At 69.0% G+C, this 19,228-nt stretch carries 20 protein-coding genes and 1 riboswitch; of the genes, 5 read left to right on the top strand and 15 right to left on the bottom strand.

Going from position 1 to position 19,228, the window contains the following annotated elements:
- Nucleotides 1-19: 19 nt before the first annotated feature.
- The 4 genes from AB0E63_RS07865 to AB0E63_RS07850 are packed head-to-tail and all read right to left on the bottom strand — an operon-like array spanning nt 20 to nt 4,023.
- Nucleotides 20-874, bottom strand: a complete 855-nt coding sequence (locus AB0E63_RS07865; protein ID WP_360362985.1) for a YhjD/YihY/BrkB family envelope integrity protein — start codon at nt 872-874, stop codon at nt 20-22.
- Nucleotides 871-1,959, bottom strand: a complete 1,089-nt coding sequence (locus tag AB0E63_RS07860) for a hypothetical protein (RefSeq protein WP_360362983.1) — start codon at nt 1,957-1,959, stop codon at nt 871-873. The genes AB0E63_RS07865 and AB0E63_RS07860 overlap by 4 nt, the downstream gene beginning before the upstream one ends.
- Nucleotides 1,960-1,995: 36 nt before the next feature.
- Complete coding sequence (locus AB0E63_RS07855; protein WP_360362981.1) at nt 1,996-3,591, bottom strand: phospholipase D-like domain-containing protein; 1,596 nt, start codon at nt 3,589-3,591, stop codon at nt 1,996-1,998.
- Between the two features lie 21 nt (nt 3,592-3,612).
- On the bottom strand, nt 3,613-4,023 hold the full coding sequence (locus tag AB0E63_RS07850) for a hypothetical protein (protein ID WP_360362979.1): 411 nt from the start codon (nt 4,021-4,023) through the stop codon (nt 3,613-3,615).
- A gap of 154 nt (nt 4,024-4,177) precedes the next feature.
- On the opposite strand from AB0E63_RS07850, the gene AB0E63_RS07845 reads away from it, so the two are divergent.
- The gene (locus AB0E63_RS07845) at nt 4,178-5,407 is read left to right on the top strand and encodes an AI-2E family transporter (RefSeq protein WP_360362977.1); all 1,230 of its coding nucleotides are present in this window, start codon (nt 4,178-4,180) and stop codon (nt 5,405-5,407) included.
- On the opposite strand, the gene AB0E63_RS07840 is transcribed toward AB0E63_RS07845, so the two are convergent.
- On the bottom strand, nt 5,400-6,368 hold the full coding sequence (locus AB0E63_RS07840) for an LLM class flavin-dependent oxidoreductase (protein WP_360362976.1): 969 nt from the start codon (nt 6,366-6,368) through the stop codon (nt 5,400-5,402). The two genes, AB0E63_RS07845 and AB0E63_RS07840, sit on opposite strands and share 8 nt — an antisense overlap.
- Nucleotides 6,369-6,464: 96 nt before the next feature.
- On the opposite strand from AB0E63_RS07840, the gene AB0E63_RS07835 reads away from it, so the two are divergent.
- From AB0E63_RS07835 to AB0E63_RS07825, 3 genes are all read left to right on the top strand, one after another.
- Nucleotides 6,465-7,583, top strand: a complete 1,119-nt coding sequence (locus AB0E63_RS07835) for a dipeptide epimerase (protein ID WP_360362974.1) — start codon at nt 6,465-6,467, stop codon at nt 7,581-7,583.
- Between the two features lie 10 nt (nt 7,584-7,593).
- Nucleotides 7,594-8,544, top strand: coding sequence for a dihydrodipicolinate synthase family protein (locus AB0E63_RS07830; RefSeq protein ID WP_360362972.1), 951 nt, complete (start codon nt 7,594-7,596; stop codon nt 8,542-8,544).
- Between the two features lie 204 nt (nt 8,545-8,748).
- Nucleotides 8,749-9,972, top strand: a complete 1,224-nt coding sequence (locus AB0E63_RS07825) for a hypothetical protein (protein ID WP_360362970.1) — start codon at nt 8,749-8,751, stop codon at nt 9,970-9,972.
- Nucleotides 9,973-10,055: 83 nt separating this feature from the next.
- On the opposite strand, the gene AB0E63_RS07820 is transcribed toward AB0E63_RS07825, so the two are convergent.
- The 7 genes from AB0E63_RS07820 to AB0E63_RS07790 all read right to left on the bottom strand — a co-directional run bounded on the left by AB0E63_RS07820 (nt 10,056) and on the right by AB0E63_RS07790 (nt 16,788).
- The gene (locus AB0E63_RS07820) at nt 10,056-11,081 is read right to left on the bottom strand and encodes a zinc-dependent alcohol dehydrogenase family protein (protein ID WP_360362968.1); all 1,026 of its coding nucleotides are present in this window, start codon (nt 11,079-11,081) and stop codon (nt 10,056-10,058) included.
- 13 nt (nt 11,082-11,094) lie between these two features.
- Nucleotides 11,095-11,475 carry a VOC family protein gene (locus AB0E63_RS07815; protein ID WP_360362967.1) on the bottom strand — a complete coding sequence of 127 codons (381 nt, stop codon included), beginning with the start codon at nt 11,473-11,475 and terminating at the stop codon, nt 11,095-11,097.
- Between the two features lie 55 nt (nt 11,476-11,530).
- On the bottom strand, nt 11,531-11,806 hold the full coding sequence (locus AB0E63_RS07810; protein ID WP_360362965.1) for a MoaD/ThiS family protein: 276 nt from the start codon (nt 11,804-11,806) through the stop codon (nt 11,531-11,533).
- Nucleotides 11,803-13,065, bottom strand: a complete 1,263-nt coding sequence (thrC, locus tag AB0E63_RS07805; protein ID WP_360362963.1) for a threonine synthase — start codon at nt 13,063-13,065, stop codon at nt 11,803-11,805. The genes AB0E63_RS07810 and thrC overlap by 4 nt, the downstream gene beginning before the upstream one ends.
- 13 nt (nt 13,066-13,078) lie before the next feature.
- A riboswitch (SAM riboswitch) is annotated at nt 13,079-13,219 on the bottom strand.
- Nucleotides 13,220-13,377: 158 nt separating this feature from the next.
- Entirely contained in the window at nt 13,378-14,625 is a 1,248-nt protein-coding gene (locus tag AB0E63_RS07800) for a cation:proton antiporter (RefSeq protein WP_360362961.1), read from the bottom strand.
- A 22-nt stretch (nt 14,626-14,647) separates the two neighbouring features.
- A complete protein-coding gene (locus AB0E63_RS07795; protein ID WP_360362959.1) occupies nt 14,648-15,595 on the bottom strand; it encodes a DNA-3-methyladenine glycosylase 2 family protein in 948 nt (315 codons plus the stop codon).
- Between the two features lie 29 nt (nt 15,596-15,624).
- Nucleotides 15,625-16,788: a Fic family protein gene (locus tag AB0E63_RS07790; protein WP_360362957.1), complete on the bottom strand. Its 1,164-nt coding sequence runs from the start codon at nt 16,786-16,788 to the stop codon at nt 15,625-15,627.
- A gap of 103 nt (nt 16,789-16,891) precedes the next feature.
- Here AB0E63_RS07790 and AB0E63_RS07785 point away from each other — a divergent pair, with 103 nt between their 5' ends.
- Nucleotides 16,892-17,359, top strand: a complete 468-nt coding sequence (locus AB0E63_RS07785; protein WP_360362955.1) for a hypothetical protein — start codon at nt 16,892-16,894, stop codon at nt 17,357-17,359.
- Here the strand turns inward: AB0E63_RS07785 and otsB are convergent.
- From otsB to AB0E63_RS07770, 3 genes are read right to left on the bottom strand one after another with little or no spacing between them, the layout of a single operon-like run.
- Nucleotides 17,325-18,158, bottom strand: coding sequence for a trehalose-phosphatase (gene otsB, locus AB0E63_RS07780; RefSeq protein ID WP_360362953.1), 834 nt, complete (start codon nt 18,156-18,158; stop codon nt 17,325-17,327). The two genes, AB0E63_RS07785 and otsB, sit on opposite strands and share 35 nt — an antisense overlap.
- Nucleotides 18,155-18,787 carry a LytR C-terminal domain-containing protein gene (locus tag AB0E63_RS07775; protein ID WP_360362951.1) on the bottom strand — a complete coding sequence of 211 codons (633 nt, stop codon included), beginning with the start codon at nt 18,785-18,787 and terminating at the stop codon, nt 18,155-18,157. The genes otsB and AB0E63_RS07775 overlap by 4 nt, the downstream gene beginning before the upstream one ends.
- 2 nt (nt 18,788-18,789) lie before the next feature.
- Nucleotides 18,790-19,098, bottom strand: coding sequence for a DUF3263 domain-containing protein (locus tag AB0E63_RS07770; RefSeq protein ID WP_360362949.1), 309 nt, complete (start codon nt 19,096-19,098; stop codon nt 18,790-18,792).
- Nucleotides 19,099-19,228 lie beyond the last annotated feature (130 nt).

The raw sequence follows: 19,228 nt of genomic DNA, 5'->3' as shown, positions 1-19,228 counted from the left end.
CATCATCGGCACCGCCGTCTCACCCGGCATCACCCTTGGTGGGGGAAAGCCGGGCCTGGACCCAGCGCGGGAACACACCCTGGCTGCGATCGAACTCGGCCGCGACCACGGTCGCGGCGACCAGGATGAGCGACACGACCAACAGCCAGCCCACCAGTGCCAGCGTGACCCCGAAGAGTCCGTACCGCTCACTGTAGGTCTCCATCTGCTCCGGCATGTAGACCGTGGCAACCAGGCTGTAGACACTGGCGCAGATGGTCGCGATCACGCCGGTCGGAACCAGCCGTCGCCACTGCACCCGGCCGTCGAGGAGCAGCCACGGAATGGAGATCCACAGCAGGAAACCGCTCACCAGCGAGATGGGCAGGCTGAACAGCCAGTCGAAAGGCAGAGCGCGCACGAGGCTCCGCGCGAGCGCCAGCAGCCCGATGTCGATCACGAGGGCCGCCAGCCCCAGGAACGTGTTGAACGAGCCGCGCACGCCGGAGAGCGGGTCGAGGTGCCAGGCATCCAGGTACAGCCGCTGCATCCGCCTGGCCAGCGACAACCCCGAGAACACCAGGATCAGCACACTCAGTGCGCCGACGCTCGCACCGCCGGCCGGCCGCGCGAACACCTCCGTCACCGCCTCGGCGGCACTGCCCGTGAGGTGGAACTTGCGGATGAAGCTTTGCGAGACGACATCGCGGCGATCCGCGGGCGCGAACGTGGAGACCAGGATGAGCAACGGAATCAGGGCGGTGAGCGCCTCCGAGGCGATGACCATGGCGCGGTCGATCCCCCGCAGGTCGATGAAGGCACTGACGCAACGCCCGGCGAACGTCGCCTCCAACCGCCGGGTGATCTCCTTCAGGTTCTGCGACAGCGGGATCACGGACTGACGTCGTCCTTGACGGCGTGGGCGACGCGGTACTCGTTGATCGGGTGGTACCGGTCGTACAGCATCGTCAGGATGCTCACCAGGAAGACGAAGAACAACGTGTCCGTCAGCTGCAGATCGTCGTTGCGCCGGTTCAGCAGCAGATCGGCGAGGAACACCAGGACGACGTTGGTCGCGAAGACGACTGCGAACGAGATCGTCGCGGAGTCCCAGCCGTAGCCGCGCCGGGCCGACCAGAGCCCGATCGCGGAGTTGATCACCACGAAGACCGCGATACCGATGAACAGCGCGAGGTCACTCGCCTCGACGCCCGGCAGCACCCGGCCGTAGATCACGCTGATCAGGCCGATCAGGAAGATCTTCTCCACCGCGGCCCAGTCGAAGACCTTCTGGTGCGCGGCCCGGTACGCGGCCCGCTCGCTCGCTTCGTCGATCTCGACCGGCAGCGGGTCCGCGGCGAGCCGGAGCGGCCAGTCGGCCGGCCGGAGCCGGGGACGGATGACGAACCACACCACCGCGAGCAGCGCCAGTACGGCGACGATGAGGGCCGGCAGGAACCACGGGACGTCCCGGATCGTGTCGGTCAGGTCGAGCTTGGCGATGTGGATCCAGTACTCCTGCGGCAGCTTGATGAAGATCCAGATCCCGCCGGCGACCAGCACCCAGAACTTCATCGTGTAGCGCAACGGGTTCCGCCGGCTGCGAACGCCTTCGTACGCGATGAAGTAGTACTCGAAGGTGTTCGGGAACACCAGCAGCAGCCAGCGGGCACCGATGAGCTCGAACAGCACCACCCCGACCTGCCGGTAGAAGAACAGGAAGCGGCTGATCTTGACGGCCGGCTGGTTCGTCCAGTTGCGCAGGCTGGCCAGGTAGGCGACCGCCAGGTAGAAGACGTCCATCGCCTTGTCGTAGCTCTGGTAGTTCGGCGGGTCGTAGCCGAAGGTCTGGAAGATGGTCTGGTCGACACCGTCGAGCAGCAGGCAGCCGATGATGGCCGGCAGCGGGTAGCGCGGAATCAGCAGCGGCAGGCTGAAGCGCGCCAGGACAACGCACCAGAAGACAACCTCGACGCCCATCCGTCCTCCCTTTGCCTGAACATCATCCCGGCACGGTCAGAACTCGCCCCGTCGACGCAGCTGGCGAGGCCTTCCGTCCGGGTCGTAGACGATCCGGTAGAGCGGCTCCGCCCACAAAGCTTGCCATCTGCTCAGCGGTTGCAGCTCGTGTTGGCGAATCTGACCCGCGGGTCGCTCGCCGCGCCGCCCGCCGGCGTACCAGGCGTCCAGGGCCGCCGCCGTACGCCGCCAGAGCTCGAAGCCGGCCCGTGGATCGAGCAGCACCGGATCGTCCCGCGACAGCCCCAGGTGCTCCGACCACACGTCCAGCCGCAGATCGCGGGCCAACTGCCGGGCGTCCTGATCGCCTGGCAGCCGATGGTCGGGAGTCGTGTCCAGGACCGCGCAGGTGAGCTCGCTGTCGGACGTCCACGAGCGCCGGTTGAAGTTGTCCGAGCCGCAGGTGAACCACACGTCGTCGACCACGCAGATCTTGGCGTGGACGTAGACGGGTGTGCCGGTGACGTTCTCCAGGTTGTAGATCGCCACTCGCTCGGGCGCGGTGCGGCGCAGCATCCGCACCGCGCGAAGCTGACCGAACCTGGCGGGCGGCCCGCTGAACACGCCGTCGGACGCCGGATAGCGCGGTACGACGATGATCACGCGCAGCTCAGGAGATCGTTCGAGCGCATCGTGGATCCCCTGGGCGATCAGCTCGGACCACAGGTACTGGTCCTCCAGGTAGATCAGCCGCCGCGCCCGCCCGAACGCCTTGCCGTACGCGCGGGCGACACTGCGCTCCCCGTCTGGCGCGAAGGGGTAGCCAGGATGCTTGTAGGCGTAGGTCCGCAACACCTGGACGCTGTGTGGACCGGCCGGCGGCGGATCCGGGAACGCCTCCGGCAGTGACTTCGGATGGCGCGGCATCCGGGCCAGCCGCTGCACGATCATCCGGTACGGCGTCCGCCGGTCGAGCGGATGGTGGTCGTCCCAGCGTTCGACGAACGTCCGCAGCAGGTCCCCGACGATCGGCCCGCGTAGCTCGAGCGCGGCATCGTGCCAGGGCGTGCGATCGCCGTAGCGTCGATCCATCGGCGCCTGCTGCGGATCCCCGCGGTGGTCGGAGTCGTCGCGCCGCTGGTGTGACAGGTCGATACCACCGACGAACGCGACGTCCCGCGTCGGTTCGCCGTGGTGATGGATCACGAACAGCTTCTGGTGGTGCGACGAGAGCCGCCGGACCCGTTGGTCGAGCAACACCTCGGCACCGGCTTCGTTGAGCTCGGTGCCGAGCCGCCGGTTCTCGCGCGCGTTGAACTGCAGGTGATCCGAGTGCGACCGCCACAACAGCGCGCGGACCTCGACGCCCGACCGGGCCAGGTCGGCCAGTACCGCCCCGACCGTCGGTCCGTCGGGGAGCAGCTTCTCGTCGGCGTCGCCCCGCCAGTCGGTGAAGTAGACCCGATCACCGGGCCGCAGGGCACACAGCTCTTCGTACAGGTGGTGGAAGTAGGTCACGCCCTCGATGAGCGGCCGGACCAGGTTGCCCTCGACCCACGACCCGTCCACGTCGCCCATCCGGTCGATGCAGGTCCACGGATTGCCTCGCTCGTCCGGCAGCAGGAACCAGTCCGCGACGCTCTGGCCGGTCATCGTCTGGCCGTCTGCCGACCGTCAGGTGCGAATCATTCTCGGCCGCGTCAAGGCCCAGATGACCCACACGTTGAGGCCGATCACCAGCAGCGACCACACCGGCTGGTAGGGGATGAAGAAGAAGTTGTTGACCGCGCTGAGCACGGCCAGGAACAGCGTCGCCACCCCGGCCCAGACCGTCCGGTAGAACAGGCCGATACCCGCCGCCAGCATCGCCAGTCCGAGGATCAGGTGGATCCAGCCCCAGGTCGACGTGTCCAGGTTGAACGCGTACCCCCGGGCGACGACGAAGTACTGGTCGTCGATGATCGCGGCGAGCCCCTCGATCGCCTGGAACACTCCGAGCAGGACCATCATGGTCGCGGCGAACGTGACAGCGCTCGTGGCCCACGGCGATTGCCGCTGCTGCTGGTTGGTGTCTTCCTGGGTCATCAGTGCCACCCCTCCCCTGAGGTGCACGCCGACTGCGTGTCGACTGCGCATCGACAGTAGGCGCGCGCCGGGCGGCCCCGCTTCACCCTTGGCGGACGACGTCCGGGCGCCGTCTCATCCGGGGTGAGTGATGCCGCTGGAGCGGATGTGAGCGATGTTCGAACCCTCGATCCCGGCCGGGAGGGAGGTCACGACAGTGACCGGGCACCGCTCCGTACCCCGAGATGATCCGCTGCCGGCCGCCGACTCCGAAGTACCGGCCGAGCCGCCGGCCCCGGTCCCGGTGCTGCCGCGCGGCGTCGTCGTCCTGCTCGGGACGGGCGCCGCGGTCCTCACGGCCGCCGGCCTGCGCACCTTCTCGGGGATCGTCGGGCCCGCGTTCCTCGCCCTGGTCCTGACCATCGCGGTCAGTCCGCTGCGCCGCCTGCTGATCCGGCGCGGCGCCCGCAAGTGGGTGGCTGGGCTGGTCGCGCTCATCGTGGTGAACGTCGTGCTGCTCGGGCTCGCGGCGGCGATGTTCCTGGCGGTCGCGAAGCTGGCGACCCTGTTGCCGACGTACAAGGACGACTTCGCCGGGATCGTCGACGACGTCCGCGGCTGGCTGGCCGATCGGGGGATCGGGACCGACGAGATCCAGTCGGCGCTGCAGAAGATCGACTTCGGGCAGTTGCTCGGCGTCCTGCAGGGCTGGCTGACCGGGCTGCTCGGGGTGATCTCCAATCTCGCTTTCGTGGTGGTGCTGCTGTTCTTCATGAGTCTGGACGCGACCCACTTCGCCGACCGGCTGGTCGAGGCCGCACGGATCCGGCCCGACGTCTCCGGCGCCCTGCTCGGCTTCGCCCGCGGTACGACGCGCTACCTCGTCGTCTCGAGCGTCTTCGGGCTGATCGTCGCCGTGATCGACGTCGGCGTGCTCTACATCCTCGACATCCCCCTGCCGTGGCTGTGGGGGCTGCTCGCCTTCATCACCAACTACATCCCGAACGTCGGGTTCTTCATCGGGGTCATCCCGCCGGCGCTGCTGGGCCTGCTCGAAGGCGGCTGGGAGACCCTGCTCTGGGTGATCGTGTCGTACAGCGTGATCAACTTCATCATCCAGTCGATCATCCAGCCGAAGGTCGTCGGCGACTCGGTCGGGATGTCCACCACGCTGACGTTCCTGTCGCTCGTCTTCTGGGCCTGGATCCTCGGGCCGCTCGGCGCCGTCCTCGCCATCCCGCTGTCGTTGCTGGTCAAGGCGTTGCTGCTGGACGCCGACCCATCGACGCGCTGGATGAGCGGCCTGATCTCCGGTGCCGAAGTCAAGGAACTGCCCACCGTACCCGCTCCGGAGCCGGAGCCGGAGCCGGTCCAACCGGAGGAGGCCGGCGCGCCGGCTAGTTGACCAGCTCCCCGAAGGCCTCGATCGAGCGGAGTACGTCGTGCTGCGGCATGCCCGGCGGCTGGATGCGCAGAATGATGCCGTCGGCACCCATCTCCTCGTAGTGCGTCAGCCGCTCGGCGCACTCGGCCTTCGACCCGATCACGCTGCGGTCGGCGATCTCGTCCCAGCCCTGGGTGTAGCGGCTCGCGTCGGCCGACGTACGTTTCCAGCCGGTGTAGGCGTCGTACAGGTCGCGCAGCGGCTCCTCCAGGGCTTGCCGCGCGTCCTGCGACGTCGGCGCGCAGAAACCCTCCCGGCACAGGATCACCTCGGCGCCGAGAGTGCCTTCGCCGCGCGGGTAGGAGTGGTACTCGGCGATCTTGGCCGGGAGGTCGGAGTCCAGCTCGTTGAACGACGTGGTCCAGCCGTCGCACATCCGTGCGGTCCGCTCGAGCATCGCGGAGACGCGGCCGCCGTTCCACAGCTTCGGGCGCGGATTCTGCACCGGTCGCGGCGACAGGAACGCCTCGCGGATGCTGGTGAACTTGCCGTCGTACGTGACCTCGTCCTCGGTCCACAACCGGGTCAGGATCTCCAGGCCCTCCTCGAACCGCGCGACCCGCTCGGCCTGCGTCACGCCGTAGAGCGCGAACTCCTCCGGCCGGTATCCGAGCACGAAGCCCGCGATCAGCCGGCCACCGGACAGTACGTCGATGTGCGCGAGCGTCTCGGCCAGTACGACGGGGTCGTACAGCGGGGCCACGATCCCGGCGGTGGCCAGGCCGATCCGCTCGGTGTGGGCCGCCAGCCAGGTCAGCGACGTGAGGATCTCGTGGTACCCGGGCCGGTGCAGATGCCGCTCGCCGAGCACGATCCACTCGAAGCCGGCCTGCTCGGCCAGCCGCGCCTGCTCGACCGCGTCGGCCAGCCGCGGGCGCTCGTCCGGGGTGCCGTAGAGGTTCAGATAGAGACCCAGCCGCATCGGGGGTGCCACCTTCCGTTGACAGAGAGCGCTCGCGGTATTTACGGTCTTGACCGTAAATGCTTTCCGATCAGATTGCGACCCTAGGAGCCGGAATTGAGTGTTGCATCGCATCCGGTCGGGTTGCCGGCCGGGACCGGGGCAGGTCCGATCAGCGCGATCAAGACCCGCGTGGTCAGTGCGCGGTACCGCCGGCCGTTCCAGATCAGCAGCGGGATCAGCACCGAGCTGGTCAGCCTGGTGGTCGAGATCCACACCGCCGACGGCGCGGTCGGCATCGGCGAGACCTCACCGATGACGGCGTACACCGGCGAGACGCTGGCCGGAGTCACCGCAGCCATCGAAGAGCACCTGGCGCCGGCCCTGATCGGCCGTGATCCGCTCGACCGAGCCGGCGCACACGTACTGATGGACACCGTGCTCCGCGGTCAGCAGGTAGCCAAGTCCGGGCTCGACATCGCGCTCTATGACCTGGCCGGTCGACTGAGCGGCTGGCCTGTGCACGCGATCCTCGGTGGCAGTGTCAGAGAGCGCGTGCAGACGACGTGGGTGGTCGGGCTCGGCACCCTCGACGAGATGGCTTTTGAGGCCGCGGAGTACGCCGGTAAAGGTTTCAGGCATCTGAAGGTCAAAGGTGGCCAGGACCCCGCCAAGGACCTCGAGCTGATCCGTGCGGTCCGTGCGGCGATCCCTGCCGACGCAGAGCTCTGCCTGGACGCCAACGAGGGGTACGACGCGACCACAGCGCTGCCCTATCTCGCCAAGATGACCGAAGCCGGTCTGACCCTGCTGGAGCAGCCACTGCCGCGCTGGGACCTGGCCGGGCTGGTGCGGCTGCGTGAGCGGCTCGACGTCCGGGTGATGGTCGACGAGAGCATGCACTCACTGCATGATGCTCTCGAGATCGCTCGCCGTGGGGCAGCCGACGTACTGAACATCAAGATCCTCAAGGTCGGCGGCCTGCATCGCGCCCTCCAGATCGCCAACGTGGCCGAGGCGGCCGGGCTGGCGGTGAAGATAGGCTCGATGCCGGAGTTGGGGGTGGCAACCCTGGCCGCGGTCCACCTGGCGGCCGCCGTACCGGGCGCCACCGTCGCGGCCGACCTGGTCGGGCCGCTGATGGTCGACGAGGACCCGTTGGCTCCGAGTGTGTTCGCCGACTGCGACGGCTGGATCGACGTACCCAAGCGCCCAGGCCTCGGCCACGACGTCTGAGAGGTCACTCATGCACCCGCTCGTCGAGCAACTCCGGGGCACACTGCTCCCCGCGGTCGTCACTCCGATGGACTCCGAGGGTGTCGTCGCGTACGACGCTCTGACCGCGTACGCCGGCGCTCTGACGGCAGAGTCCGTCGGTGGGGTCGCAGTGTGGGCCCACACCGGGCGCGGGCTCTACCTGTCCGCGGCTGACCGGTCCAAGGTGCTGGAGACGTGGCGGCAGGCCACGGACGTGCCCATCGTCGCGGGAGTCGGCGTACCGCGGTCCTCGTCGGCGCAGAGCCTGCAGGAGGCCGCTGACGCGACGGTAGCGATGGCTCTGGAGGCGGCTGCGGGTGGAGCGGACGCGGTGATGGTCTATCCGCTGGCTGCGCTCGGGGAGTTGCCGGACGGGCATGCGCAGGCGGTGGCGTTGCACGAGCGGGTGGCGGCGGAGAGCGGGCTGCCACTCGTGGGTTTCTATCTCCATGGCGAGGCTGGTGGGTATCCGTACCCGCCTGCGCTGATCCGCGACCTGCTTTCACTTCCGGCCGTGCTCGGGGTGAAGACTGCGACGCTCGATCGGGCTATCGGGTGCCAGGACGCCATCTGGGCCGGGCGTGGGACCGGGAAGCTGCTGATCACCGGTGAGGACCGGATGTACGGGCCTTCGTTCATGTGGGGCGCGGACACGGCCCTGGTCGGGATCGCCGCGGCGCAGGTCTCGCTGTCTGCCGCTGTACTCGACGCTTGGACGTCCGGGGATCACAGTGGCTTCCTGACCGCCTCAGAACGGCTGGACCAGTTCGCCGCCGCCACCTTCTACGCCCCGATCGAGGGCTACGTGCAGCGCATGCTCTGGGCAGCCGAGTGGGAAGGCCTGCTCCCTGCCGAGGCCGCGTACGACCCCTACGGACCGACGCTGCCTTCTGGTGAGCGCGACCTCGTCATCCGCTGCCTCGAGGATCTCGCCCGTTAGGGTGGCTCGCTCCCTCCGACGCTCCACCCACACTGGCGACCGCCTTCGAGTGGCGGTAATTGTGGTCTTGACCGAAACTAAGAGAAGCCGCCTTGCACGTCAAGTGCCCGGGGCCGGCTGCGCTATTCTGCGAGTTGAGGGCCAGACCAGAAGTCGTCGAAGGAGTGCCGTGCAGATCAGCTCAGCCCCGGGCGCGGTGGCCTGATGACGCTCACTGTCGGCGTCGTCGGTCCGGAGGACCTGGTGCTGCGCGTGATCGCGGTCGGTCCGCCGAGCGGCGCGACCCTGCTCCCGCTGCCCTACCGGCACGAGACCGAGGCTGTCGACCTCGTCGAGCAGGCGCACGAGAAGGTCGACGCGCTGCTGTTCACCGGGGTCGTGCCGTACACGATCGCCACCGAGGCCGGCGTGATCGACCGGCCCGCGATGTACGTGTCGTACGACGGCGCCACGCTGCTCCGCGCACTCGTCGAACTGCTCCGGCTCGGGCACAACGTCACCCAGTTCTCGATCGACACACTGCGGCGTAGTGAGGTGCTGGAGACGCTGATCGAGGCCAAGCTCCCGACCGACCAGATCCACGTGCTGCCGTACCGGCCGGGGCTGACCTCCGACGACATCGTCGCGTTCCACCGGACCGCGCGCGACAAGCACGACACCAAGGTCGCGATCAGCTGCCTCGGCTCGGCGTTCCATTTGTTGGAGAACGAGATGCCGTCGGTGCGGCTCGCGCCCTCCCGTTACTCGATCCGGTCGACGTTGCAGGCCTTGGTCTTGACGACGACCGGGCAGCACGTCGGTGACGCGCAGGTAGCGCTCGGCGTGATCGCACTGCCCGAGCCGGACGACGCCCTCGCCGGTGATCTGATCACGCTCGGCGGCAGCCTGGCCGCGCTGCCGGACGGGCGGCACCTGGTCGTCACCACCCGCGGCCTGCTCGAGCAGGCGACCGAACAGTTCGCCCGGATGCCCTTGCTCGACCACCTCGCCGCCCGGCACAGCACGGCGTACGTCGGTTTCGGCGTCGGACGTACGGCGGCCGAGGCGGAAGCACTCGCCCGCCGCGCAGTCAGCCGGGCCGAGTCGATCGGCGCGGTCGCCGGCGTCGTGTCGATGTCCGACGACGTCGAGATCGTCATCGAGCCCTCGGGCGACCAGCCCGCCACCCGCCGCGGCCCCGAAAGCCTCCCCCTCCTGGCCCGCCGCGTCGGCCTCAACACCCAGACCCTCGCCCGCATGCGCGAACTCACCGCCACCCTCCCCGACGGCCTCACCACCCAAGACGTCGCCGACCACCTGGCCGTCCAGCTCCGCACCGCCCGCCGAGTCCTCAAACGCCTCGAACGAGCCGGCCTGGCTGCCCCCACCGGCACCCAACAACACGGCCGCACCGGGCGTCCCCCGACCGTGTATCTGATCCGCCTGTAGTACACCCCCGCGTGCTACGCAACCGCGGTCTCGCGGGCGCGGTCAGCGCCGGCCCTTCGCGTGGGGTCGTGGCGCGTGGGTGGTTAGTGGGGTGTGGGTTGGATGATGGTGACGCCGGCTGGGGTGCCGTTGGACAAAGCGGCTAGGGCGGCGGGGGTTTCTTCCAGGGTGATCGTGCGGGTGATCAGGTCGGCTGGTTTTAGGTTGCCTGAAGCAACTAGCGACAGCATTTCCGGGTAGGCGTGGGCGGGCATGCCGTGGCTGCCCAGCCATTGGAGTTCCTGGCCGATCAACCGGCCGACGTCGAGCTGTACGCCGGAGGGGAGGAGGCCGACCTGGAGATGGCGGCCTCGAGGACGCAAGGCCAGCAGAGCTTGTTGGACGATGGCGTTGGAGCCCAACGCATCCATGGTCACGTGGGCACCACCGAGGGCGTGGATCTCGTCGACAACCGTCGGTGACGCCTGGATGGTGTGAGAAGCGCCGTACTCGCGGGCGAGCTTCAGGGCGTCGGGGTTCGTGTCGACGGCGATCACCTCGGCGCCGAGAGCTGCGGCGATCATCACCGCGGAGAGGCCTACGCCGCCGCAGCCGAAGATGGTGACGCGTTCGCCCGGAGCCACGCGGCCGACCTGATGGATGGCGCGGAAGGACGTGGCGAAGCGGCAGCCCAGGCCCGCGGCGGTGGCGAAGTCCAGGTCGTCCGGGAGGCGGACCAGGTTGACCTCGGCGTAGGGAACAGCGACGTACTCCGCGAACGAGCCCCAGTAGTTGAAGCCGGGTTGGAGCTGGTTCGGGCAGACCTGGTGGTTGCCCTCCTGACACTGCTCGCACTGACCACAGGCGCAGATGAACGGCGTCGTCACCCGATCGCCGACCTGCCAGCCAGAGACCCCAGCCCCGACGGCGGCGACGGTCCCGGCCAGCTCATGGCCCGGGACATGCGGCAGCACGATGTCGGAGTCATGGCCCATCCACCCGTGCCAGTCACTGCGGCACAGCCCGGTCGCCTCCACCTTCAGGACAACAGAACCAGCCGCCGGCGCAGGCCGCGGAACCTCTTGTACGACGGGCAGAGCGCCGTACTCCTCGATCACAACAGCGCGCACCAGAGCATCGTAGTCAGCCGACGCAGAACTCGTTGCCTTCGGGATCGAGCATCACGATGTGGCCGAGTTCGGGGCCGTAGAAGTCCTCGCGGACCTCAACAGCCCCCAGCGCCACCAACTCCGCGGCTTTCGTGCGCATGCGGTCCGCGGAGGCGGCGTCGCGGGCGCCGGGACCGGCCACGCGGATGTCGATGTGCAGACGGTTCTTCGCGGTCTTGGGCTCGGGCACGCGGAGGAAGCCGATCGCCGGGCCGACATCGTCGGGATCGATGATCCCCGCGCCGTCCGGATCGTCGAATCCGGGCTCGATCACGTATCCGAGGGCCGCGGCCCAGAATCGGGCCAGCTTCTGCGGATCGGCGGCATCCCCGCCGATGGTCCATTTCGTCGCCATGCAGGCGACGGTAGCGGTGGTTCCGGACGAAAGACGCCCGGAACCACCGGCAGGATCAGCCGCCCGCGACCGCGGGGATGATCGAGACCTGGCCGCCGTCCTTGATCGCGGTCTGCAGGCCGTCGGCGAACCGTACGTCGTCATCGTCGACGTACACGTTCACGAACCGGCGCAGCTCGCCGGACTCGTCCAGCACCCGGCCCTTGATGCCGGGGTAGGAGCCGTCGAGCGACTCCAGCACCTCGCTCAGTGTCCCGCCCTCGGCCGAGACCTCGGACACGCCCTGGGTGTAGGGCCGCAGGATGGTGGGGACCCGTACGCTCACGCTCACTGCAGGCCTGCCTTCACGAAGGCGTCGTACGACGCGGGAATGGTCACCTTGGGGCCGACCCGGTCGGCCACGGCGTCGAGCGTCTTCAGCCCGTCGCCGGAGTTGATGATCACCGTCTCGGCCTCGGGGTCGAGCTGCCCGGTCGCGATCAGCTTCCTCAGCGTCGCGACGGTCACCCCGCCCGCGGTCTCGGCGAAGACGCCCTCGGTCCGGGCGAGCAACTGGATCCCCTCGACGACTTCCTCGTCGCTGACGTCCTCGATCGCACCGCCGGTACGCCGGGCGACGTCGAGCACATACGGTCCGTCGGCCGGGTTGCCGATCGCCAGGGACTTCGCGATGGTGTCCGGCTTGACCGGCTTGACCACGTCGTGGCCGTCCCGGAAGGCCTGCGCCACGGGCGAGCAGCCGGTGGCCTGAGCGCCGTACACCTTGTAGTCGGTGGCGTCGACCAGGCCGAGCTTGCCGAGCTCGGTGAAGCCCTTGTCGATCTTGGTCAGCTGCGAGCCGGAGGCGACCGGGATCACCACCTGCTGCGGGATGCGCCAGCCGAGCTGCTCGGCGATCTCGAAGGCCAGCGTCTTGGAGCCTTCGGAGTAGTACGGGCGGACGTTGACGTTGACGAACGCCCAGCCCTCCTCCTCGCCGGCGATCTCGGAGGCCAGCTTGTTCACGTCGTCGTAGTTGCCGTCGACGGCCACCAGAGTCCCGCCGTACACGGCGGTGGTGATGATCTTGGGTCGCTCCAGGTCCTTGGGGATGAAGACGACCGAGCGGATGCCGGCCCGGGCGGCGGCCGCGGCGACGGCGTTGGCCAGGTTGCCGGTCGAGGGGCAGGCGAAGACCTTCATGCCCAGCTCGCGGGTGGCGCTCAGGGCGGACGCGACCACGCGGTCCTTGAAGGAGTGGGTCGGGTTGCCCGAGTCGTCCTTCACCCAGAGCTTGCGCAGGCCCAGTTCACGGGCCAGGTTCTTGGCGTCGATGAGCCGGGTGTAGCCGGGCTCGGTGTTCGGGAAGCTCGCGACGTCCACCGGGACGGGCAGCAGTGGCTGATAGCGCCAGATGTTCTTGGGACCGGCCTCGATCTGCTCCCGCGTGATGGTCGGGTAGTCGTACCCGACCTCGAGCGGACCGAAGCACTCCATACAGGCGTAGAACGGACCGAGCGGCGACTTCGCCCCACAGGCGCGACAGCTCAGGTGCGTACCGTTGCCGAAGGCACCTTCACGGATCGTGTGGGTGGCGGCGGTCAGGCTCATGAGTGAGGTTCCCCTCTCATCTTCCCCGGGACCGGATCTCGGCGCGGGACGGATTTGGCACCGGTCCGCCGCAAGGAACCCGGGAGCGGGACCTCAACGGGGAGGGTTGCCGGGACTTCAACGGGCCGTTTCCCTCAGTCCCTCTGGATGAGCTCCCCCGAGACTACCCAATCGGGTCCATATTGTGTCTTCCGTTCCCACCATCCGAGACGCGAGGTCTCAGCCCTGCCGGCACCGGACTGAAGGAGTTCGCCGCCGGAATCCACGCCGCCGCCGCGATCCGGCACGGAGTCGAACCGCCCGCCGCCGCGCTCAGGCAGCCCGATCTCGGCGTACGTCGAGCATTCGCATCATCGGAGTCGCCGCGATCCCGTGGACGACGACGCTCAGGACGACGGTGAAGCCGACCGTCGCCCACAGCCAGGGCAGGTCGGTGCCGAAGTCGGCACCGGCGTACGCGAGGTAGAACACCGACCCGACGCCGCGGACGCCGAACGCGGCCGTCACCCACCGCTCCGAGCGGCGCATCGGCGTACCGGCCAGCGCGGCCCAGGCGATCAGCGGACGGATCACCAGCACGAGCAGGAGCCCGATTCCGATGCCGGTCAGCGTCAACGGCTTCAGCAACCCGGCCGTGATCGCCACTCCGAGCAGCAGCAGGATCCCCCAGGTGAGGATGTGCTCGAGCTGCTCGACGAAACCGTGCAGCTCCTCGTGGAAGTCGTGGCTGCGCTCGGCAGCCCGCAGCGCCAGGGCCGCAACGAAGACCGCGACGAAGCCGTAGCCGTGCAGCACCTGGGCCAGGCCGTAGACGCCCAGTGTCATCGCGAGCGCCAGTACCGGTTCGCGGGAATCCGCCAGCCGGAAGGCGCGGGACGGCGCGGAGAAGGCCATCTTGCCGAGCAGCCAGCCCGCCCCGGCACCGACCGCGACGCCGATCAGCGTCCGGCCGATCAGGTCCCAGGCGAGCCACTCGAGGGCCCAGCCCCCGACTGCGCCCTTGGTTGCGGCGAAGATGGCGGCGTAGACGAAAGGGAACGCCAGGCCGTCGTTCAGCCCGGCCTCCGAGGTGAGCGCGAAGCGGACCTCGTCGTCCTCCTCCGGCTCGGCGCCTTCGCCGGTGGTCGGGCCTTGCACCTGGACGTCGGAGGCGAGCACCGGGTCGGTCGGTACGAGGATGGCTCCCAGCAGGAGCGCGGTCGCGGGAGCCAGGCCGAGCCCCCAGCCGACGCCGGCTACCGCGGCGATGCAGGCGGGCATGGCGACGAACAGGAGACGCCAGGTCACGCTCCAGCGCCGCCAGCCGATCGGACGGTCGATCGCGAGCCCGACGCCCATCAACGCGACGAGGATGGTCAGCTCGGCCAGGTGCTCGGTGAGCTTGGGTTCGGCGAGCGGGGTGAGGTGCTGCCGGTTGACGGCGAGACCGAGGAGCAGGCCGGCGCCGAGGAAGCCGATCGGCGCGGAGACGGCGTACCGGCGCAAGAGGCGGGGCAGGACGGCGCCGAGCAGCAATGCCAGGCCGGCCACCAGGTACAGCCCGTCGCCGTCGATCGTCATCGTGGTGGCCCGGTGCCCAGCGCTACCTCAAGCGATGCGTTGCGCCCGGGGTGTGCGTGGGCAGGGACTTGCGCGGGCCGTAGCGGGGGTGGGTGATGCCGGTCAGCTCCAGCAGCCGCTGCACCCGGAACCGGTGACCGCGATACGGCTCGATCAGCTCGGCGCAGCCGTCGTCGTCCAACTCCTCGCCGATGAGGGCGTACGACACGTTGCGCGACACGTGGTAGTCCGCGAACGAGAACGCATCCGCGTCACCGTGAGCCCGCTGGCGGACCTCCGCGGCCGTCCACACCCCGACGCCGGGCAGCGATCGCAACCGGCGTTCGATCTCTGCCGAGTCGGTCAGCTCCAGCGTCCGCTCCAGTGCCTTGGCCCGGGTCGCGGCCGTCACGACCACCCGCGACCGGCGGTTCTCCACGCCGGCCCGCAACCACTGCCAGGACGGGATCAGTCGCCACTCCTCCGGCGCCGGCGGCACCATCATCACCCGTCCGTCCGGACCGTTCGGGCCCGGCGCGGGTTCGCCGTACTCACGAAGTAGCAGCCGCCAGCCCCGGAACGCCTCCTTGCCCGTGACGACCTGCTCGATCCCCGCAGCTGCCATCGCCTCGAACACCGCGCGCGTCCGAGGCACCCGCAGATGCGGGAACCGGCGCGCCGCGTCCACCAACGCCGCGTGCTCCGGCAACGGCTCGAACCCGTCCCAGCTGTCCGCCTCCCCCAGCAACTCCGGCACCCCGTCCAGCGCCCACGACGCTCCCGGTCCCCAGGCCTCGGCCTCCACCTCCCCGGCGTACGGCGTCAGTCGCAGAAGCACCGGCCCGTCAGGCGTCCGCGTAGCCCGCCACACCGTCCGCCGCCCCGGGTCGAACACATACGCCGGATCCCCCGGCCCCTTCCGCAACCCTCCGATCACCGAATGCGGATCCACCACCCGCCCAACCCGCCAAACCCGCACCCGCGAACTCACCCCCCAAGTCTTACTCACCCCACGGACAACTACCGGATCGGTGTCGGCGCCGCGGCCAGCCGCTCTCGCATCCACGGGTATGGATCGATCAGCGGCTCGCGAGTGGAAAGTGCGCCCTGTACGAGTTCGGCAAGGCGATCACCCATCACGTAGTGCCGCCCCTTCGTCTCACCGACCGCCCGGAGCAACTCCAGTTCGGTGAGCCTCGCTAGGTCGCGGGTGGCCGTCCGTTCCTCGATCCCGGCCCGGCGTACGTAGGTCGAGCGGCGCATGCGGAAGCCGAGGGACGCGTCGAACAGTTCGTCAGCGACGCGCTCCGCCAGCCCGTACTCCGCGATCAGCTCGTCGAAAGCCAGCCACAGCTTGCCCGCTTCGCGATACCGCCTCCGCACCGTCTGGGCCTGGATATGGTGCGCGCGCAGGTTGAACTTGACCCAGAGCGCGGCTGATCGCCGCGGATGCCACCCGCCGGCGCCGGTCGCCGCCAGCACCCGGTAGTAGTCCTCGGTGTTGCTGCCCAGCCACTCCTCGATGCTCGAGAAGGCCGGCTCTCCGATGCCACTCCGGGACAGGACCAGTGTCTGCAGCGCTCTCGCCATCCGGCCGTTCCCATCGCGGAACGGGTGGATCATGACCAGGTTGAGGTGAGCCATCGCCGCATGCACCAAGGGGTCCGCCGCGCCGTCGGCGGCCAGGCCGTCCATCAGCTCGGCGACGAGGCCCGGCACATCCTCCGCCGACGGACCTTCGTACACGTTCTCCCCGGTTGCCTCGTCATGCACGTGGACGACACCCTGCCGGTAGCTGCCGGGGCTCTTCGCCAGGTCGTGACTGAGCATCATGAAATGCATGCCCCGGACAGCCGACGCATCCAGCCCGAAGTCCGCATCCTTCGCCATTGCGAGGACATAGCCGAGCGCCTGCCGGTATCCACGGATCTCGGCGAACGTGCGCTCATCGGCGCTCAGCGCCTCTTCGTCGTCCAGCGCGGCTACGGCGTCGTCGAGCTTGACGTCGTACCCCTCGATGCTGTTCGACCCCTGGATCGCGCGCGCCAACATGCTCCGCCGCAGGCCGCCGGCCCACCGCCGGGGAACCCGCAGTACGTCGGTGAGCTCGGACCGGAACGCGTGAATCTGCTCGAGGACCTGCCGATCCTCGAGATCCAGTTCCGGCGTGCTGAAGATCGTCATTGGCCCCAATGTCCTGATGTCTCAATTCTTAGGACATCGTACGCCATGTCCTGATGTTTGCGACATCGAGACAAAGAGTCGCCACGGGCCGATACTGAGCCGCATGAGTGGGTGGCAGTGGGTGAAGGTGGTGGGGAACTTCCTGAATCTGTCGACCTTGGCGGGGCTGGGGGTCGGGGTGATCGGGCGGGCTCGGTTCAGTCGCGGGCCGCGGGGGTTGTTCTTTGCGAACGGGTACAAGCTGGGGTTCCCGGTGGCTGGGGCGTTCACGATCGGGAACGTCGTACTCAGCAAGCACGAGCGTTCGTACTTCGAGGACGAGGCGCTGGTGCGGCACGAGGAGCGGCACTCGTGGCAGTACTTCTGCCTGATCGGGTTGTTCATGCTCCCGCTGTACGTCGTCGGCGTGATCATCTCGTTCCTGCTCACCGGCGATCCGGCGTCGCGGAACCCGTTCGAGCGGCTGGCCGGACTCAAGGACGGCGGCTACGTCGAGCGGCCGATCCAGCCGATCGGCAAGACCGTGACGCAGGCGTTCAGCGTGCTGCGATCGCGTCCGAAAGGGCAGTGAGCACGGTCACCACGCCAGCGGGGTCGTCGACGACGATATCGGCCGCCTGAATCAGTTCGGTCGCGTTGGACGACCGCGTGGCCAGCAGTACGGCGCGGAGTCCGGTCTTGCGATGTTGTTCCACCGCCCGGAACGCAGCCAGGTCACCCAGGTCATCACCGGCGTAAAGGATCGACCTGGCGCCCGTGGACTCGAGCAGCCGGCGCAGCGCGACGCCCTTGTCGATCCCGGGCGGCCGGAGCTCGAGCACCAGGTTGCCCGGCTCCAGGCGCAGTTCGGTCGACTCGGCCAGCTCGGTCAGCGGCGTACGCAGTCTCTCCAACGCACCGACCGGATCCGGCAGTCGGCGCGTGTGCACCGCCAGCGAGCTCTCTTTGTCCTCCACGAAGGCATCCGGTACGCCGGCCGCGCGCAGGATCTCCGGCAATCGCGAGCGAGCCTCGGCGACACCGGACGGCACCGGGTCGCTGGACACGTTCCCGGTCGCGGCGTCCCACTGCTCCAGCCCGTAGTGCCCGAGTACGACGAGACTGCCCAGACCGGGATGACCGGTCACACCGGTGAGCTCCGTGGCCACGAGTGCCGGACGGCCGGTGACGATCGCCACCTGCTTCACCGAGCGGGCCAGCCGCGCCAGTGCGTCGAGGGCGCCCTCGGCCGGGCGAGCACGGGCCGGGTCCTCGACCAGCGGCGACAGTACGCCGTCGAAGTCGGACGCGACCACCGCCGTGGCCGGGTCGGCGACGATCGCTTCCCAGCCTTCGCGCCCGGCGTCGGTCTGGATGACCGGGGTGCTCATCCTGCGTAGTCCGAGGTCAGGATCACGGTGAGGCGATCCTTCTTCATGTTGTCCAGCGCACCCTTGGTCCGGCTCACCCCGAGATCGCGGGCGAGCTGGTTGGCGGCGTCGAGCATGCCCGGCGGGTAGTAGACGGTGCTTTCGGCGATCTTGCCGTGCCAGTTGTCGGGGGAACCCGCCACGGTCCAGCCTGCCTGCCGCGCCCGGCCCGCGACCGAGTCGGCCAGGCCCTTGCGCGCGGTGTTGTTGTAGACCTCGACCGCGGGCCGCTCAGCCGCCGGGATCGTCGTCGACTGGCTCGACGGCGGTTGCGTCGGCGCAGAGGTCGGCTCAGAGCTGGGCTCGGTGGTCGGCTCGGTCGTCGGCGTGGACGACGGGGCCTCGGTAGGCGTAGTGGCCGGTTCGGTCGGCTTCGAGGACGGCTTGGGGATGCTGGCAGCGATCGTCGACGGCCCCGAGGACGGCTTCGCGCTCGGCTTCGGGGTGGTCGCGCCCGACGTCTCGTCGGCCTCGCTGTCGTGACCGCGAGTACCGAACAGCACCAGCAGGCCGGCCACGATCGCGACGACGGCGGCCACAGCGACGAGCGACGACAAGACTTGGCCTTGGTCGCCCTTCGGGCGGGACATGGTCAGACCTCGATACCCAAGCGGCGTGCGGAGCGGGCGCGCTGGCGGGCCGCGCGCAGCCGGCGCAGCCGCTTGACCAGCAGCGGGTCGTGAGCAAGCGCCTCGGGCCGGTCGATCAGCGCGTTCAGCACCTGGTAGTACCGGGTGGCCGACATCTGGAACTGGTCCCGGATCGCCTGCTCCTTGGCACCGGCGTACTTCCACCAGTGCCGCTCGAACGCGAGGATCGCCCCATCGCGCTCAGTGAGTCCGGCAACGGCCGGCGGCGCAGCTTCGGCGGGGCCGGGAGAGCTGGCGTTCGCGCTGTCCATCTGCTGGTGACTCCTGTGCGGTCGGTGATCGTCCGTCCGCGCCCCACTGTACGGCTGAACAACAACCATGTCATTCACCGGTCAGGCGACACGGAGCGTGTCGCCGGCGGACGGCCGGACCGGGGCAACT

The sequence above is a fragment of the Kribbella sp. NPDC026596 genome (assembly GCF_040638415.1).
Lineage (GTDB): Bacteria > Actinomycetota > Actinomycetes > Propionibacteriales > Kribbellaceae > Kribbella.
This window is presented reverse-complemented; position numbering and strand designations above follow the sequence as displayed.